This window comes from Collinsella sp. HCP3S3_D1 (genome assembly GCF_052064015.1).
Lineage (GTDB): Bacteria > Actinomycetota > Coriobacteriia > Coriobacteriales > Coriobacteriaceae > Collinsella.
Genome location: NZ_JBQHWK010000018.1, coordinates 12,678 through 29,542, shown reverse-complemented (window position 1 = coordinate 29,542; position 16,865 = coordinate 12,678). Strand labels below are relative to the sequence as shown.

Sequence of the window (16,865 nt, the reverse complement as noted above, 5' to 3'; positions counted from 1 at the left end):
TTCCGCTATACTCAATTCCCGCGGGCGATTGGCGCAACGGTTAGCGCAGGTGCTTTACACGCACAAGGCTGGGGGTTCGAATCCCTCATCGCCCACCACTGAATTGGAAACGGTCCTCGCAAGGGGACCGTTTTTGTTTGCGCCCGGTGCATGGGATTCGAACCCGCAAGGGTGCGGAGCTGAGGAAACGCGAAGCGTTTTCCAGCGCAGCACGCGAGGAGCGGAGCGACGAAGCGGGGCGCGGGCGGCGCCAGCCGCACGCGGACATCCCTCATCGCCCACCACTTGATTGAAAAGGCTCCCAGCGATGGGGGCCTTTCTTTTATGCACACGGCCTATCCCAGCCATGGCAAATCGATAGCAAAACGGGCTCCAGTTCGCCCAATCGTGCGCCAAACGGCACGTGACGGTCTGGAACCCGCTTCAAATTGCTATGCCTGATGACGCTAAGCAAAAACACCCGCCAGGATCTCGATTAAGCTGTCCACGTCGGCTTCCTCGCACACGAGCGGCGGCAAGAAGCGCAGTGTATGTGCACCCGTAGCGTTAATCACCGCACCAGCCACCAATGCGCGAGCCACAACGTCGTGCGCATCACCCGCAGCATCGTCCAAATCGCAGCCGAGCATTAGGCCGCGACCGCGCACCTCGGTAACATGCGGCAGCTTGGCGAGCCTTGCCTCCATATAGGTACCCACCTTGGCGGCATGGTATGCGTAGTCACCGCGCACAAGCGCGGAGAGCGTCGCGGCACACGCCGCGATGGCCAAGCAGCTGCCGCCGAAGGTCGAACCATGGTCGCCGGGCTTAAAGATGTCAGCGATTTCTTTCTTTGCCACCACGGCACCCATGGGCACGCCGTCGGCGATGCCCTTGGCAAGACTCATGATATCGGGCTCCACACCATAAGTCTGGAACGCGAACGGCTTGCCGGAGCGGAAAATACCACACTGGACCTCGTCGGCGATAAGCACGGCACCCACCTCGTGTGCCAAGTCGCGTGCCGCAGCCATAAACTCCTCGGTCATGGGATGCACACCGCTTTCGCCCTGGATCGGCTCGAGCATCACAGCGCAAATCTCGCTTCCCAGCTGCTTAAAGATTGCGTGCAGTTCATCTACATCGTTGGGTGTGCATGCCACAAAGCCACCCGGCAGCGGGCGGAAACTGTCCTGCAGCCAATCCTGCATGGTCGCCGCAATGGTCTCGAGCGTACGACCATGAAATCCGCCGCGCATACACACGATGGTGTTGCCACCGTTGCCAGCACGTTTGGCATACAGACGCGCGAGCTTCATAGAGCCCTCGTTGGCCTCGGCACCGGAATTGGCAAAGAACGTCTCCCACACCTGCTCGCCCGCAGTCGGAGCGCCAAGCGCCGCCGCCGTGGTCTCGTCGCCAGCGGCAATCGCGTCGGCAAGCACGCGCGCACCGTCCGCATCGTCGTTGGCGAGCTTGGACAGCAACGCCGCGACCTGGCCGCGCTGCTCAATGTAGAAGTAGTTGGAGACATGCAGGAGCTTCTTGGCCTGGGCCTCGAGCGCCGAGAGCACCGCCGGATTGCCGTGGCCTAGGCTGCATACGCCAATACCTGCAAGAAAATCGAGATATTCGCGACCATCGTCGCCGGTGAGCTTCATGCCGTGGCCCTCGACAAACTCGACCGGCGAGCGGCCAAAGGTTTGCATAACGTAGTGGGATTCGAGCGATTGTTGAGCTGCAAGTGACATGAGATGCCTTTCGTTAAGCGCCAGGTGGCGCGGACTGTGGGTGTAACGGTGTGACGATTTCTAACCAGCTAGACCGTCTGGAGCTTCTCGACCTCGTCGAGGTTCTCGGTCAGGCGCGCCGCAAAGGTCGAAAGCGGGTGCGGGTGCGTATCAAATTCGTAGGCCGTCTCGGTAGAGTGGATCACGGTGCCGACGCCGGCATCGGTCAGCAGCTCCAGGAGCAGCGAATGCGGCGTGGTACCGTTAATGATGTGAGCGCGAAATACGCCGCCGACAAGCGCATCGACGGCCGCGCGCAGTTTGGGAATCATGCCCTTATCGACCTCGCCACCGTAGAGCATCTCATTAACCTCGTCGAGCGTTAGGTTGGAGATGAGCGAGTCTTTATCGCTAAAGTCCTTGTACAGGCCGTCGACGTCGGTCAAAAAGATCGCCTTGTGCGCGTGGAGCGCCGCCGCAACGGCACCGGCGGCGGTGTCGGCGTTGATATTGAAGAAGCCACCGTCCTCCCCCGCCGCGACGGTAGCGATGACGGGAATATACTCGCTATCGAGCAAGTTCTCGATGTAGTCGGTGTTGACATGCGTCACTTTGCCCACGCGTCCGAGCTCGGGGTCGAGCGGCTCGGCGATGAGCGTGCCGGCGTCGCTGCCCGATACGCCCACGGCCAAGTTACCGTGGTGGTTGATTGCCGCCACCAGCTCTTGGTTAACCTTGCCGCCCAGCACCTCGCGCACGATATCCATGGTCGCCGGCGTGGTCACGCGCTGGCCGTTCTTAAACTCGACGGGCATATCGTAATGGCTCAGCGCCTCGTTGATGGCTTTACCGCCGCCATGCACGATGACGGGGCGCATGCCGATAATCTTGAGCAAAACGATGTCGCTCATCACGTCGCGACGCAGTTGCTCGTCTACCATGGCGGCCCCGCCATACTTGATAACGACCGTCTTGCCGGTCAGGTTTTTAATCCACGGCAGCGCTTCGAACAGCAGCTGCGCAGTTGCTTCGTTGGATTCGCCCGAACGACAATCGCGTGCGAATTTCATAATCTACCTCGTCTTTCGTATCGTTATCGCGCTGTGCTCCGCTGCCCGCAATCGCGGCGAGATGCGCAGCGTGCCTGGAGTCTAGGAGCGGTAGTCACCATTGATTGAGATGTACTCGTGCGTGAGGTCACAGGTCCACACGGTCGTTGCCGCGTCGCCTGCGCCCAGGTCGGCCGAAATCACGATCTCGGGCGCCTCAAAACGTCGCAGGGCCTCGTCCTCGTCAAAAGGAACAGTCAGGCCATCGCGGCAGACGGGCATGCCCATCATGTCGATGGAAACGTCTTCCTGATTAAACTTTACGCCGCACTTGCCGAGCGCCATGGCAACGCGACCCCAATTGCAGTCGTGGCCAGCGATGCAGGTCTTGACGAGCGGCGAGTTGGCGACGGCACGGGCGGCGATATCGGCTTCCTCGTCGTTGGCGGCGCCGGTGACGTTAACCGTCACGAGCTTTGACGCACCCTCGCCATCGGCCGCGATGTTACGCGCCAGGCTCTCGCACACCTCGTGCACGGCAAAGGCCAGCTCGTCAAAGGCGTCAGTGCCCTCGACGATGGCCTCGGCATCCGCGGCGGCAGCGCCAGAAGCCAGCATGATACAGGTGTCGTTGGTCGAGGTATCGGAATCGACCGTCACTTTATTAAAGGTCTGTGTAACGGTCGAGAGCAGTAGGGTGTGGAGCGCCGCCGACTCGACGGGGGCATCGGTAGTAATGACCGCGATCATGGTGGCCATATTGGGCATGATCATGCCCGATCCCTTGCACATGCCGCCCACCGTATAAACGTTGCCCACATGGCCCACAGCCTCACTGCGGTAGCGAACGGCATACTCCTTGGAATGCGTATCGGTCGTCATGATGGCACGGGCTGCATCGGCGCCGCCATGGGCAGAGAGTGCCTCGTAGGCGGACGGAATTGCCGTCTCAAACGTGTCGATCGGCAGAATCTGTCCGATCACGCCCGTGGAGGCAACTAAAATCTGTTGGGGTTCACAGCCAATGACCTGCGAGGCGATATTGCACGTCTCGCGCGCACAGGCAAGGCCGGTCTCGCCCGTGGCGGCGTTCGCGTTGCCGGAGTTGATTGAAACACCGGCGATGATGCCATAGCCCTTGTCCGTACCGCCCAGGTTGGCACGGCTCACCTGCACGGGCGCCGCACAAAAGCGGTTAGTCGTAAACACGCCGGCCCCGGGACAGGGTTTATCGGGCACAACGAGCGCGTAATCCAGGCGCTCGGGATTCTTGCGGAATCCGGCATGGATGCCCGCCGCCTTAAAGCCGGCTGCCGCCGTTACGCCGCCCTCTACGGCACGAATCTTGATATCGAACTGCTCAGCATTCATCGTCTTTACGACTCCTTATGTCAAACAAAAAATGGGCATCGGTTGGTGCGCCATGCCAGCCACAATCATGAGACCAGCTTAAAAGTGGCGCCAAACTCGATACCCGACTACCAAATCGTTAATAATCGAATGTGCTACACCGGGCACGCCACTGTGGGCAAGCCTCGTCGCTCGTCAAAACCAAAGACGATGTTGGCGCACTGGACCGCCTGGCCCGCAGCGCCCTTGCACAAATTGTCGATGGCGCCCGTCGCCACCAGCACGCCCGCACGCTTGTTGAGCGCAAGGCCGATCTGGGCGGCATTGGTACCGACAACCGAAGCCGTCTTGGGTTGCTGGCCGGCATCGAGCACGCGCACAAAGGTACGACCGGCGTAGAACTTCTTGTAATGGTCGACGGCATCCTCAAGAGTCAGCGCTTCGAGAGCCTGCGTTGCGAGCGGCAGCGTCACCGTAGAGAGCAGGCCGCGCTTGAGCGGTGCCAGGTGCGGAGTAAAGACGACGCGATCGGTAAGGCCCAGAATTTGCTCGATTTCTGGCGTATGGCGATGTTTTCCTACGCCATAGGCCTCCAGATTCTCGTCCGCGCTGCAAAAATGGGTGCGGGTGTTGCACGACTTACCAGCACCCGTCACGCCACTGATGGCGTCGACGACTACGGGGCCGCTCTGGGCCACCCAGCCCGCACGCACGGCAGGCGCGGCAGCAAGACTCGTTGCGGTGGGATAGCAACCGGCGCAGGCGACCAGTACGGGCTTTCCGTCGGCGTGGTCGGATGCAGCGGTCTCTAAGTCCTGGCAGAACAACTCGGGCAGACCGAAGGCACGTGTTTTAAGCAACTCGGGGCTCGTGTGCTCGGCGGCATACCATGTCTCAAAGACGGACGCGTCGCTCAGACGGTAATCGGCCGAAAGATCAAAGCAAGAGACACCCGACGCAAGCAGAGCAGGCACCTGTGCCATGGCAGCCGTGTGCGGCACGGCGAGAAAAACCGCATCGCAGCTCTTGAGTTCAGGGGCGTCATGCGTGGTGAAAACCAGATCGCTCACGCCAGCAAAGCTCGGATACACCGCGGACAGCAGCTGGCCGGCATCGGCGTTGGACGTAATGGCAACAAGTTCAAACTCGGGATGGCCGAGCACGAGGCGAATAAGCTCGGCACCGGCATATCCAGCCGCGCCGACGATTCCAACCTTTAAAGACATATCGGACTCCTTGTCTGCGGTCTTATGCGTCATTGCGCATTCCGCAGCCGTCGTTATGAGGTAGATTGAAACTTTAGCACCCGAGAATGCATATTTACGCAAATAATTTGTGTCTTCATGCATTGAAACATACCCGACACATTCGCTTGAAAGAATTGACAAAAAATAAGCGAGCTCTGCATTAGCCGCAGCGCATCATGCTGCTGGCCAATGCGGAGCCCACCTTATACGGAATACCAAACTTAAGGGTCGCCCAGAGCAGCCTAGAGCTCGACCGGAACCCATTCGTCGTGATTGCAGATAAAAGCCTCGGGGTCCTCGACGCTAAAGAAGACGAGCGTGGGGTCGTTAGGCCCCTCATAGTGCTCGCTCAAGCGCTCAAGATGCTTCCACCCGGCCTCGCGCATTTCATCCGAAGCCCGGTCGTCCAGACCCGCACGCCCGCGCAGGATCAACCAACCATGGCCCGGCCACCAACTCGTGGCCTCAAAGCGCTGGTTTTGCAGCAGCTCTTGCCACACATCTTTGGTGCGCGCCGTTACAAACCACAGCTTGCCGTCCTGAATCTGCGCAAACGAGAACGGACGCACATGCGGCTGCCCGTCCACGCTCGTCGCTAGGTACCACGCCGGCACCGACGTCAGATACTCCAGCACCGTATTCAATCCGTCCACGTTTCCTCCTGTCATCTGACCAGTCTTTTTGGAATGGGCAGCTAATTTGGGAAATTAAAGCTCGAGGAGCTCTTCGCTGCCGTCGATATCGCAGAACCGCGCGGCGATGTTGCGGACCGAGAAGAACGCAAGGCGGCCATCGTTGGCACTATCGTGTTGCTCGCCAATGCCCACCATATGCTTAAAGCCCGTCTGGCGCACCTTGTCACTCACGAATGCATCGTCCTCGAGTGCGGCCTCGCCAGTTAACACGATCCAGCACTCCCCCGGCTTCCAGCCCGATACCTCAAACTTGGGATTCTTGCTCAACTCCGCCCACACGTCCTTGTCGCGCGACGTGCAAAACCACAGCTTGTCGTTATCGACCATGGCAAACGAAAACGGCCTCACGCGGGGCTGATGCCCGTCGTTTGCATCGGTCGTGGCAAGATACCACGCCGGAATGCGCCTGAGATACGAGCAGACGCGCTCGAGCTGAGCCATGCGATCGATGTCGGTCATAGAGACCCCTTTCTTGCGCTCGAATCGAGCTTAGACGAGTTGGAGATTGATAACGACAACGCATGCCACCAGCAGCGCCATCGCCACCGCGGCCAGTGCATCCCCGCGGCCAAACGTAAGCGCGTGCAGACGCGTGCGTCCCCGCTCGCCGTGATAGCAGCGCGCATCCATGGCGGCCGAAAGCGTCTCGGCATGACGGAACACGCCAGCAAACAGCGGAATCGCCACACTGCCGAGCATGCGCACGCCACCGAGCGGACCGCCCGTCACGCGCGCGCCACGGCTTGCCTGTGCATCGGCCGTCTGTTTCATCTCGGTGGCAAATTGTGGCATAAACCGCAGTGCGATACCCATAATCATGCCGAGCTCGTGCGCCGGAAGCCCCACGCGCGCGAATGGTGCGAGCAGGCGCTCAAAACCCGCGGTGAGGTCGAGCGTCGGCGTGGTGAGCGTAATGACGCTCATGCCGGCCATCATCATCGTCAGACGACACGCCATAAACGTCGCAGAACGCAGCGAGCCCTCGCTCACCTGCAAAAAGCCAAACTGCCACAGGATGCGGCCACTCTGATCGGAAAACAGGTTGAGCACCGCGACCACCACGACAATCGCCAGCAGTGGTGCCATCGACGATAGGACCCGACGCAACGGAACCCGGGCCGCGACATAGACCAGCACGACAAAAATTGCGATCGGAACCAGCCCGCGGAAGCTGCCGACGGTGAGCGCAGTGATCAGAAATGCGAAACCTAGGAGCAACTTAGTGCGCGGATCCAGACGATGCAGCGCGCTTTCCCCCGGATAGTAGCTGCCAAATGAGAATGCCTCCATTAGCAGCCCTCCTCTTGCGTGGCCATCTTGGAACCAGCCTGACGCGACGCCCTCAAAGGTCCGTCCGCGCAGCCTAGCAGCATGCCGGCCAACTCGTCGGCCAGCGACTCAACCGTATAAAGCTTGTCGCAGCGGAGCGGCACACCGGCTTGCACGAGCGACAATGCCATGCGCTGCGCAGCGGGAACACCCAAACCGATCGATTTGAGCTCGTTCGCGTGCGCAAAAACCTGTGCGGGCGTTCCATCGGCAAACACCGCGCCCTCGTTCATCACAACGATACGGTCACAACAATTTGCCAGGTCATCCATGCTGTGCGAAACCATGACAACGGTCAGGCCCTCACGATGGAGCCGATCGATGAGCTCCAGGAAATCCCTGCGCGCAGCCGGATCGAGCCCCGCCATGGGCTCGTCGAGCACCAGGACCTCGGGCTCCATGGCGAGCACGCCGGCAAACGCCACGCGGCGCTGCTGACCGCCCGAAAGCTCAAAGGGGCTCTTGTCGCCTATCGCGGCAAGGTCGAGGCCCACGCGCGCAAGCGATGTTGCGACACGGCGAACAACCTCGTCTTGCGGCAGGCCAAGGTTGCGCGGGCCAAACGCCACGTCCTGCGCCACGGTCTCGGCAAATAGCTGGCGCTCGGGATACTGAAACACCACGCCGACCTTGGCCTTAACCGCGGCGGCGCCTTTCTTGCTTGATAGGTCGAGCCCCAGTGCGCAAACGCTCCCCTCCTGTGGACGAATCAGCCCGTTGAGATGCTGAACCAGCGTTGATTTACCCGAGCCGGTATGACCCGCCAGGCCCAGAAACTCGCCGCGACGCACCGTCAGCGAAACATCACGTAGCGCCCAGGGGCTGTTTGGATCGTTGCCCCAAAGAGTCTGTTTGCCCGATGCGCCCACAGTGGTCGAGCGCTTGCACCATCGGCGGCGCTCGCGGGCGCTCAGCGACCAACTATGCGAGAGGTGCGAAATCTCGATGACGGGCTCCGACGCGACCATCCCGCCGGCCGCAGAGGATACATGGTCAAGCACACGAGAATCGGATGCGGAGGGCCGCCCAGCGACGTCCGCCCCGCTCCGCTCAGCATAAACCTGTGCAATCTCGGCGACCATATCCGCCTCACGCACCTGCGCGCAAACGGATACGCCCTTCGCGCGGAGTGCCCTACCTAGACAGCACGACGCCGGCATATCCAGGTTGAGCTGGGCAAGTTCGTCCGCCCGCGTCAAGATTTCCTCGGGCGCACCGAGCATGGCAACGCGCCCCGCCCGAAACACCGCGACACGATCGGCCTCGGCGGCCTCTTCCATAACGTGCGTAATCATCACGATGGTCATGCCGCGTTCATGCAGCGCGTGACAGGCCTTCATAAGGCCCTTGCGCCCGCGCGGGTCGAGCATCGAGGAAGCCTCGTCCAAAATGAGCACGCGCGGTTCCATGGCGAGCACACCGGCAAGCGCCACGCGCTGCTTTTGGCCGCCCGAAAGTGCATGGGTCTCGTGGCGCTCAAAGCCCACCAGGCCCACACCCTTCAGCGCCTCGCGTACGCGCTGCGCAATTTGCGCCGATGGCACGCCAAGGTTTTCGGGACCAAACGCAACGTCATCTTCGACAAGCATTGCCACCAGCTGATCATCGGGATTCTGGAACACCATGCCCGCGGTCGAACGAATGTCGTAGACCAACTCGGGATCGGATGCATCCATGCCGTTGATACGCACCGTTCCTGCATCGGGTTGCAGCAGCGCATTCAGATGCTTGGCAAACGTCGACTTGCCCGACCCATTGCCGCCGAGGATGCAGAAAAACTCGCCATCCTCGATGTTCAGATCGATACCGTCGAGCGCCGGCGTGACACCGTCATAGCTAAAGGAAACGCCTCGACAATCAATCATGCGCGGCCTTTGACCTGGTTCTTTTTAGGCGTGATGAGGTTGGAGACCGCCTTGTACACTGCAAGCGTGAGCACCGAGTTGAGCACGGTCTTGATAAGGTTGAACGGCAGCACGGCAGGAACCATGAGCGGAGCGATCGCATCGACCGAGCCATACCAGAACCATACGCCAATGGTAAGGTTTGCGACCATAGACAGCGCCGTAGCGGCAATGACGCCGAACACCAGGCCAATCACGGCACCCTTATAGGTATGCATCTTCTGGTAGACGATAGTCGCGGGCAGAATGTAGCCCAGCGTGGCAACCAGGTTCATAAGCGCGCCGACCCAGTCACCCGTGGTGAGCGCGTGAATAACGATAGCCATAGCGGCAACAACAGTACCGGCGCCGGGACCATACGCAAACCCGCACACCATCGCCGGCACCAGCGACGGGTCGTAGGTCAAAAACGGCGCCGAAGGAAGGATGGGCAGCTGCACGTACATAAACAGGGCGCCCAAGGCGCACATCAGCGCCATGGTAACGAGCTGTTTGGTGCTCCACCTATTCGTGTTCTCAAAATGGATATGCTGCGACTGTTCAGACATAAGATCACCTGCCTCTTTCATCCGGACTCTAACCGTTGGTACTGGGATCTCACCAGTTCAGCCGGCATGCGAACCAACGCACGTACGGGTCGCGGACTCATCGGCTCGGACGCAGGTATCTCGCCTGCGCCACGGCACCCCTCTGGCACCGTCCGATTTACCGCCAGTGGGGAATTACACCCCGCCCTGAAACAGCAATTCCAAGTCTAGCACGGGCAGGCTTTCGCGCAAGTATACCAAAGGTAATTTGTGGTGGGGATCAGTTGCCGCAACAACCACGTTCCCCACCCTCCCCAAAGTAACGCGCTTTTCGCGGCAAAGCCGCGAAACAGCGAAAGGGACACGTACCCCCATCAACCATGTCCTTCTCCGCGAGCCGACCTCAAGGCCGTAAACGTAGGGAATCCGGGGGCGTGACGGGGCTTCTCTCCGGAACATTCCGCAGGACGCAAAGAGGCTCCGCAGCGCGAAGCGCGATGCGGAGCCTCTTTGCATGTCCGAGGACGTTCCGGAGAGAAACCCCGTCACGCCCCCGGGATTCCCGGTGGGAGTTCTAGACCTTGTCGGCCTTAGTACATACCGCCGCCCTGCTGACCAGCGGTAGCAGCAGCGATAGCATCCTCAAGCTGAGTGTTCTTGGGCACATCGGAAACCGTGGCCTCGGTGATGAGGATCAGGCTGGCGACAGAAGCAGCGTTCTGCAGGGTGACGCGGCTGACCTTGACGGGGTCGAGGACGCCCATCTCGATCATGTCGCCCCACTCGCCGCTGGCAGAGTTGAGACCCTGGCCAGCGGGCAGCTCGGCGACCTTGTCGACCACGACAGCGCCCTCAAAGCCAGCGTTCTTGGCAATGGTTGCGACCGGAGCGGTCAGAGCCTTCTTGACGATGTCGACGCCGATCTTCTCCTCGGGGTCGTCGATCTCGACTGCATCGAGCGCAGGCACAGCGTCCATGAAGGCGACGCCGCCGCCAGCGACAATGCCCTCCTCGACAGCAGCGCGGGTTGCCTGCAGGGCGTCCTCGACGCGGTGCTTGATCTCCTTGAGCTCGGACTCGGTGGCAGCGCCGACCTTGATGACGGCAACGCCACCGGAGAGCTTGGCCAGGCGCTCCTGGAGCTTCTCGCGGTCGAAGTCAGAGGTGGTGTTCTCCATCTCGCCCTTGATCTGAGCAATACGGGCGTCGATGGCCTCCTTGGAGCCAGCGCCGCCGACGATGACGGTGTTATCCTTGGAGATGGTGACGGACTTAGCGGTACCGAGCATATCGGCGGTGATGTCAGCGACCTTCACGCCCAGCTCGTCCAGAGCAGCCTGACCACCGGTGAGGACGGCGATGTCCTCAAGAATGCGCTTGCGGCGATCGCCGTAGCCCGGAGCCTTGACGGCGCAGACGTTGAGGGCGCCGCGGATCTTGTTGAGGACGAGGGTGGGCAGAGCCTCGCCGTCGATATCCTCAGCGATGATGAGCAGGCCACGGCCAGCGCGCTGGACAGCCTCGAGAACAGGCATGATGTCCTGGACGCTGGAGATCTTCTGGTCGGTGATGAGGATGTACGGATCCTTCATCACGGCCTCCATGCGGTCGTTGTCCGTGACGAAGTAAGCGGAGACGTAGCCCTTATCGAACTGCATGCCCTCGACGGTGTCGATGGTGATGTCGAACGTCTGGGAATCCTCGACGGTGATGACGCCGTCCTTGCCCACGACTTCCATGGCCTCGGCGATCTTCTCGCCGACCTCGGGGTCACCGGCGGAGATGGTACCGACGGAAGCAATCTGCTCCTTGGTCTCGACCGGCTTGGCCTGCTTCTTCATCTCGGCGACGGCGGCGTTGACGGCCTTGTCGATGCCGCGACGGATGGCCAGCGGGTTGGCGCCAGCGGCGACGTTGCGAAGACCGTCGTTAACGATGGCCTGAGCGAGCAGGGTTGCGGTGGTGGTGCCGTCACCCACGGTGTCGTTGGTCTTGGTGGCGACCTCCTTCACCAGCTGGGCACCCATGTTCTCGATGTTGTCCTCGAGCTCGATCTCCTTGGCGACGGAAACACCGTCGTTGGTGATGGTCGGGGCACCGAACGTGCGCTGCAGGGCGACATAGCGACCCTTGGGGCCCATGGTGACGGTAACGGCATCGGCCAGAGTGTTGACGCCCTTGGCGAGCTTAGCGCGGGCATCGGTATTGAACGTAATGTTCTTTGCCATGGTAGGTAATCCTCCAAAAGAAATGTGACTCACGTCGCCGCTTCCGAGTCCTATGCGGCGACCGCGTTCAAAGACGAATCAGAGAGCCTGATGAGACTAGGCCTCGACGACGGCGTAAATGTCGTCGGCGCGCATCAGCAGATACTTCTCGCCGTCGACCTTGACCTCGTTGCCACCGAACTTGCCGTAGATGACAACGTCGCCTTCCTTGACGTCCATGGGGATGCGCTCACCCTTGTCGTTGACCTTGCCAGCGCCAACGGCAATGACGGTGCCGCGCTGCGGCTTCTCCTGAGCGTTGCTGGCGATATACAGACCAGAAGCGGTCTTCTGCTCGGCCTCGTCGGGCTTGACCAGAACACGATCTGCAAGCGGCTTCAAAGACGACATGCTTGTCTCCTCCTTTTTGGGCCGCGTGGTTATGCCACGCGAATTAACCCTATTTGTTTGCGTACGCGTTGAATGGTACCCACGAATGGCGGGTTATACAACACAGAGTCAAAAAATCTTATTTTTTGGCACTTAGATTTTCTGAATGCCGGGGGGATAACTTGTGCGCAGCTCCCGTGTGGCGCCGGAGGGGCGGGGCATAAGGTTTCCTGCTCGGGCAGTCCTGCTCGCACGAAGGCCACATTACGTGGCCTTCGGCTCGTGCGGAACTCGCGATAAACCTTATGCCCCGCCCCTCCGGAGCCACACGGGAGCCAGGTTAACTAGTTCGGGCGCGGCATTCAGAAACGCCAGTGCAGCAAAATGGCGATGCGGATAGGAACATGGGCATGGCTTTCGCTGCACGCACGGGTCCCCTGGGGAGCACCGTGCATTTTTGGGAGTATTCAGCAGACCAGGATGGCTGTATACGCGCCAGACACATCTTATTGGTCCCAAGGACGCCTTCGACCGGCGATTTGGGTCGGCAGGCAGACCCCATCAGGGCATAAAGGCATGCCTCGTGCCTGCCCGGACGCCAAAATGACGTCAATCCCCATGACATTACCCGACCGCAACGGCGCCGGCAGAGCTCGCAGTGCTGAATACTCCGTTTTTTGCACGGCCCAGGCGGGGGTACATCAGGGCCAGAAAGAACATCCCAACCTTTTTATGCAATCTGTAATGGGAAGTATGCAAAACACCATGAGGCAGCATTGCAAATGTCCAATTTGAACGCGCGGGGCAGCAGCGCCTCCACCCCACGCACAAATCCGGCAGAGCAGGGACGCTCATAACGAGTCCCCACCGATATGCAGACGTGGCTCGAGCGCCATCCCAAAATAAGTCGCCCGGGCCGCGTTTAACGACACGGCATGAGCATCAGCGCTCGTAGATTACGTTACCTGCCAGGTAGGTGGCCTGAACGTTGGTGGCTTGCAGCTCTTGGGGGTCAACGGTGAGCGGGTTTTGGTCCAGGACTACCAGGTCAGCATACTTGCCGGGCTCCAAGCTGCCGAGGTTTTGCTCGTCGCCTGCTGCATAGGCGCTGCCCAAGGTGTAGTTGCGCAAAGCCGTTGCCGCGTCGATGCGCTCGCTCGGTAACCAGCCGCCCTCGGGCCAGTGGCTTTTGGGGTCCTGGCGCGTGATAGCCGTGTAGAGCACGTCCATGCTGGTAACGGGCGTGATGGGGCTGTCGGTACCGAAGGCTTGGCGAATGCCGCGCTGTTTATAGGTTGCGAACGGCCACATGATGCGGCTGCGCTCCAAGCCCAAATCGCGCTCCGGTCCACCCGGGTCGAGCGTAATGTGGCAGGGCTGGCTCGAGGCGATTACGTTGAGCTTGCGCAGGCGGTCGATGTCCTCGGGCAGGAGGTTCTCCAGGTGCTCGAGCGTGTTGTGGCCGTGCTGGGGCAGGCCGTACAGACCGGCGGCTTCCTCGAAGATATCCAGCGCGGCATGAATCGCACCGTCGCCGATAACGTGGATGCGCACGGCGCGGCCGCGCTCCGCAGCCGCCAGAACCAGCTTGCGCATGCGCTCGGCGGAAACCGTCAGACGGCCTTGGTCGCCCGGGAAGCGCGGATTGGTATAGGGCTCGGTGAGATATGCCGTATGTTCGCTCGACACGCCGTCAAAGAACTGCTTAAAGCCCGGCGCCGAAAGCAGTGCGTTGTTCGCGTAACGTGCCTGCAGCTCTTCTAGACGCGACTGGTCATCCAGCAGCGTGGGGAACAGATGGGCACGAATGCCCAGCTTGCCGGCTGTCTGCAGTTTGTCGTAGACGTCGTCGCGGATAAAATCGCAGCCCGGCATGGGCATGAGCGACATGTCGCAGATCGAGGTGATGCCCTGCTCGGCCATGCGCCTCATTTGATCGGCGTAAGCGCTTGCGATGCGATCTTCGCCCAGCCACTCAAGGCAGCGCGGCAACAGCTGCATGGCAGCCGCCTCGTGAGCAATGCCCGTGAGCTCACCGTTTGCGTCCTTGTCGTAGCTGCCGCCCGCTGGCGGCTCGCTGTCGCGCGTGACGCCGAGCGCCTCGAGAGCGCGACTGTTGAGCCACAGCGTGTGGCCGTCGCCCGAGTACATAACGCAGGGACGATCGGGAAATACCGCATCGAGCGACGCCTTGGTAGGATGCTCGGGCGGGTCCCAAAGGTAGTCGCGCCAGCCCTGCGTCACAACCCAAGCGTCGTCGGGCAGATCCTGGGAAAACTCGAGCGCGTGCCGCACCAGCGCCACCTCGGACGTGCCCCCATCCATGAGCATATACGGCGAGGAACCGACCGAGGTATGAAAGAAGTGCAGATGAGCGTCATGGAAACCGGGGCAGACAAACTGCTCGCCGTAGTCGATAACCGGCGTGGCGGCAGGCGCGGCGGCGATCACGTCATCGGGCTTGCCGACTGCGACGATACGGTCGCCTGCGATGGCAATCGCCAGCTCACGGGCGGTATCGATGCCATCTTGCGAGGTAAAAACGTTCTTAGAGCGGATAATCCGATCGATATGTTGCATGGGCATCCCCATCTCTGGCAGGAAATTCAACACCCCCGAGTGTACTCCACCGCCACAGCTGCAAAACGTCAAGCGGTAAACGGCACCTTTCCCAACCCCAACGGCCCCGCCCGCCCCTTGGGGACGGGGTAGAAATGGTAGGTTTCAAGCTTGACAGCCGCATCCAAGGCTGCGTGCACAAGCAATTTGGACCTGTCAAGGTTACGGAGGTATCCATTTCTACCATTTCTGCCCCGTCCCCAAGTGGCAGGTGGCATACTGGAAAGAGCCTGTACGATTTTGCGATAAACCAGCAAGGAGCAAATCGACCATGACGAAGACCAAGGCACAGCAGATTATGGCAGCGACCGAGGCCCGCGCGGCTGATGACGTCACCGCAGCCATCCAAGATATCGCCGCCGAGTTTGAGCCCTACATCATCAAGCAGCGCCGGCACTTCCATAAGCACCCGGAGCTGAGCCTCGCCGAAGAGCGCACGACTTCCGACATCGCCAACCAGCTCGACGCCATGAATATCCCCTACGAGCGCCCGCTTAAGACGGGCCTGGTGGCGACCCTTCGCGGCACCGCACCCGACGCCTACCGCGAGGACGGCACGCCGCGCCGCCGCATCCTGCTGCGCGCGGATATCGACGCCCTACCCGTCACCGAGCAGACCGGCGAGGAGTTCGCCAGCGTCAACGAGGGCTGCATGCACGCCTGCGGCCACGACTGCCACATTGCCATGATGCTCGGCACGCTACAGATCCTGCGCCATATGACCGACGACATCCACGGCGAGGTCCGCATCGTCTTCCAACCCAGTGAGGAAAACGGCCAAGGCGCCAAACTCATGATCGGCACGGGTGTGCTCGACGGCGTCGATGGCGCCTACGCCGCACACATCTGGAGTGAGGTCGACGCCGGCACCGTAAGCTGCGAGCCCGGTCCGCGCATGGCCAATACCGACTGGTTCCGCATTGATGTCCGCGGCACCTCGTGCCACGGCGCCATGCCCCAGCGCGGCCACGACGCCGTCATGGTGGCGGCCGAGATCGTCAACGCCCTGCAGACCATCGTTTCGCGCGAGATCAGCCCCTACGAGCCGGCCGTCATTACCGTCGGCGAGCTGCACGGCGGCACCGCGCGCAACGTTATCGCCGGTACCGCCTACCTCGCCGGCACGGTGCGCACCTATGGCGATTCGACGCACGAGGAAATGCCCGAGCTCATGCGTCGCATCGTAGAGCACACTGCGGCGGCCCTGGGCGCCGAGGCTGAACTTACCGACTACACCATCGCCAACTACAAGGTCGAAAACGACGTCGCCTCGAGTGAGCGTTGTCGTCAGGCCGTGGTCAAGTGTCTGGGTGCAGCCGGCGAAGGCCATTATCGCGGCACGCTTTCGGGCGAGGATTTTTCGGAGTACCTGCGCCGTGTACCGGGTGTGCTTGCCTTTGTGGGCACGCGCAATCCCCAGATCGGCGCCACGTACGCCCAGCACTCCTGCTTCTATAAGATCGACGAGAGCGTGCTCGCCAAGGGCTCCATGGTAGCCGCTCAGTATGCCATCGACTTTTTGGCCGAGCCCACGCAAGAGGAGCTCGACGGCCCCGCTATCGCCGCGGTTGCCGAGACCAATCCCGATCTGGCAGCCAAGCTACGCTCTGCCAAGGCAACGGCCGCCGAGGCCCGCGACGCCATGCACGACGCCCGCACCGCCCGCCATGCCGCCATCAAGGGCATTCACGATGCCCGTGCCGCCGCTCGCCACGAGGAGAAGCACAACGAGTAGTCGAATCGCGACCATCTCGCAGCCGTAGCCACATCGCGATGTCAAAGCGGGGGCGGACGTTTCGACACGTCCGCCCCCGCTCATTCGTCAAGCACTATTTCTAC

13 protein-coding genes, 1 tRNA gene and 1 riboswitch are annotated in these 16,865 nt (G+C 61.1%); of the genes, 2 read left to right on the top strand and 12 right to left on the bottom strand.

What is annotated here, in order from left to right; all coding sequences use genetic code 11:
- Window positions 1-22: 22 nt before the first annotated feature.
- A tRNA-Val gene (locus tag ACTNDJ_RS07040) sits at window positions 23-98 on the top strand.
- Window positions 99-446: 348 nt separating this feature from the next.
- Here ACTNDJ_RS07040 and ACTNDJ_RS07035 read toward each other — a convergent pair.
- From ACTNDJ_RS07035 to ACTNDJ_RS06980, 12 genes are all read right to left on the bottom strand, one after another.
- Window positions 447-1,730 (bottom strand): aminotransferase class III-fold pyridoxal phosphate-dependent enzyme, encoded by a 1,284-nt coding sequence (locus ACTNDJ_RS07035; protein ID WP_441063639.1) that lies wholly within the window; start codon window positions 1,728-1,730, stop codon window positions 447-449.
- 68 nt (window positions 1,731-1,798) lie between these two features.
- A complete protein-coding gene (gene argB / locus ACTNDJ_RS07030) occupies window positions 1,799-2,779 on the bottom strand; it encodes an acetylglutamate kinase (protein ID WP_441054886.1) in 981 nt (326 codons plus the stop codon).
- A gap of 81 nt (window positions 2,780-2,860) precedes the next feature.
- Complete coding sequence (argJ, locus tag ACTNDJ_RS07025) at window positions 2,861-4,129, bottom strand: bifunctional glutamate N-acetyltransferase/amino-acid acetyltransferase ArgJ (protein ID WP_441083493.1); 1,269 nt, start codon at window positions 4,127-4,129, stop codon at window positions 2,861-2,863.
- Between the two features lie 134 nt (window positions 4,130-4,263).
- Entirely contained in the window at window positions 4,264-5,334 is a 1,071-nt protein-coding gene (argC, locus tag ACTNDJ_RS07020) for an N-acetyl-gamma-glutamyl-phosphate reductase (protein WP_427795080.1), read from the bottom strand.
- 263 nt (window positions 5,335-5,597) lie between these two features.
- Complete coding sequence (locus ACTNDJ_RS07015; RefSeq protein ID WP_427718303.1) at window positions 5,598-6,008, bottom strand: pyridoxamine 5'-phosphate oxidase family protein; 411 nt, start codon at window positions 6,006-6,008, stop codon at window positions 5,598-5,600.
- 54 nt (window positions 6,009-6,062) lie between these two features.
- Window positions 6,063-6,509: a pyridoxamine 5'-phosphate oxidase family protein gene (locus tag ACTNDJ_RS07010; RefSeq protein ID WP_427726998.1), complete on the bottom strand. Its 447-nt coding sequence runs from the start codon at window positions 6,507-6,509 to the stop codon at window positions 6,063-6,065.
- A gap of 30 nt (window positions 6,510-6,539) precedes the next feature.
- On the bottom strand, window positions 6,540-7,340 hold the full coding sequence (locus ACTNDJ_RS07005) for an energy-coupling factor transporter transmembrane component T family protein (RefSeq protein ID WP_441083492.1): 801 nt from the start codon (window positions 7,338-7,340) through the stop codon (window positions 6,540-6,542).
- A complete protein-coding gene (locus ACTNDJ_RS07000) occupies window positions 7,340-9,244 on the bottom strand; it encodes an energy-coupling factor transporter ATPase (RefSeq protein WP_441083491.1) in 1,905 nt (634 codons plus the stop codon). The genes ACTNDJ_RS07005 and ACTNDJ_RS07000 overlap by 1 nt, the downstream gene beginning before the upstream one ends.
- Window positions 9,241-9,831: an ECF transporter S component gene (locus ACTNDJ_RS06995; protein WP_441083490.1), complete on the bottom strand. Its 591-nt coding sequence runs from the start codon at window positions 9,829-9,831 to the stop codon at window positions 9,241-9,243. The genes ACTNDJ_RS07000 and ACTNDJ_RS06995 overlap by 4 nt, the downstream gene beginning before the upstream one ends.
- A gap of 5 nt (window positions 9,832-9,836) precedes the next feature.
- Window positions 9,837-10,029, bottom strand: a riboswitch (FMN riboswitch).
- A gap of 371 nt (window positions 10,030-10,400) precedes the next feature.
- Complete coding sequence (groL, locus tag ACTNDJ_RS06990; protein ID WP_154514811.1) at window positions 10,401-12,038, bottom strand: chaperonin GroEL; 1,638 nt, start codon at window positions 12,036-12,038, stop codon at window positions 10,401-10,403.
- 96 nt (window positions 12,039-12,134) lie between these two features.
- Complete coding sequence (groES, locus tag ACTNDJ_RS06985; RefSeq protein WP_154514813.1) at window positions 12,135-12,428, bottom strand: co-chaperone GroES; 294 nt, start codon at window positions 12,426-12,428, stop codon at window positions 12,135-12,137.
- A 921-nt stretch (window positions 12,429-13,349) separates the two neighbouring features.
- A complete protein-coding gene (locus ACTNDJ_RS06980; RefSeq protein WP_441083489.1) occupies window positions 13,350-14,993 on the bottom strand; it encodes an amidohydrolase in 1,644 nt (547 codons plus the stop codon).
- 304 nt (window positions 14,994-15,297) lie between these two features.
- Between ACTNDJ_RS06980 and ACTNDJ_RS06975 the strand changes: the two genes are divergently transcribed.
- A complete protein-coding gene (locus ACTNDJ_RS06975; RefSeq protein WP_427747675.1) occupies window positions 15,298-16,761 on the top strand; it encodes a M20 family metallopeptidase in 1,464 nt (487 codons plus the stop codon).
- Window positions 16,762-16,865 lie beyond the last annotated feature (104 nt).

What these genes read in the sequence shown, in the direction of transcription:
- ACTNDJ_RS07035 (WP_441063639.1), bottom strand. Translation starts at nt 1,730, where the DNA reads ATGTCACTTGCAGCTCAACAATCGCTCGAATCCCACTACGTTATGCAA.
- argB (WP_441054886.1), bottom strand. Translation starts at nt 2,779, where the DNA reads ATGAAATTCGCACGCGATTGTCGTTCGGGCGAATCCAACGAAGCAACT.
- ACTNDJ_RS07005 (WP_441083492.1), bottom strand. Translation starts at nt 7,340, where the DNA reads ATGGAGGCATTCTCATTTGGCAGCTACTATCCGGGGGAAAGCGCGCTG.
- ACTNDJ_RS07010 (WP_427726998.1), bottom strand. Translation starts at nt 6,509, where the DNA reads ATGACCGACATCGATCGCATGGCTCAGCTCGAGCGCGTCTGCTCGTAT.
- groES (WP_154514813.1), bottom strand. Translation starts at nt 12,428, where the DNA reads ATGTCGTCTTTGAAGCCGCTTGCAGATCGTGTTCTGGTCAAGCCCGAC.
- argJ (WP_441083493.1), bottom strand. Translation starts at nt 4,129, where the DNA reads ATGAATGCTGAGCAGTTCGATATCAAGATTCGTGCCGTAGAGGGCGGC.
- ACTNDJ_RS06980 (WP_441083489.1), bottom strand. Translation starts at nt 14,993, where the DNA reads ATGCCCATGCAACATATCGATCGGATTATCCGCTCTAAGAACGTTTTT.
- ACTNDJ_RS06975 (WP_427747675.1), top strand. Translation starts at nt 15,298, where the DNA reads ATGACGAAGACCAAGGCACAGCAGATTATGGCAGCGACCGAGGCCCGC.
- argC (WP_427795080.1), bottom strand. Translation starts at nt 5,334, where the DNA reads ATGTCTTTAAAGGTTGGAATCGTCGGCGCGGCTGGATATGCCGGTGCC.
- groL (WP_154514811.1), bottom strand. Translation starts at nt 12,038, where the DNA reads ATGGCAAAGAACATTACGTTCAATACCGATGCCCGCGCTAAGCTCGCC.
- ACTNDJ_RS07000 (WP_441083491.1), bottom strand. Translation starts at nt 9,244, where the DNA reads ATGATTGATTGTCGAGGCGTTTCCTTTAGCTATGACGGTGTCACGCCG.
- ACTNDJ_RS06995 (WP_441083490.1), bottom strand. Translation starts at nt 9,831, where the DNA reads ATGTCTGAACAGTCGCAGCATATCCATTTTGAGAACACGAATAGGTGG.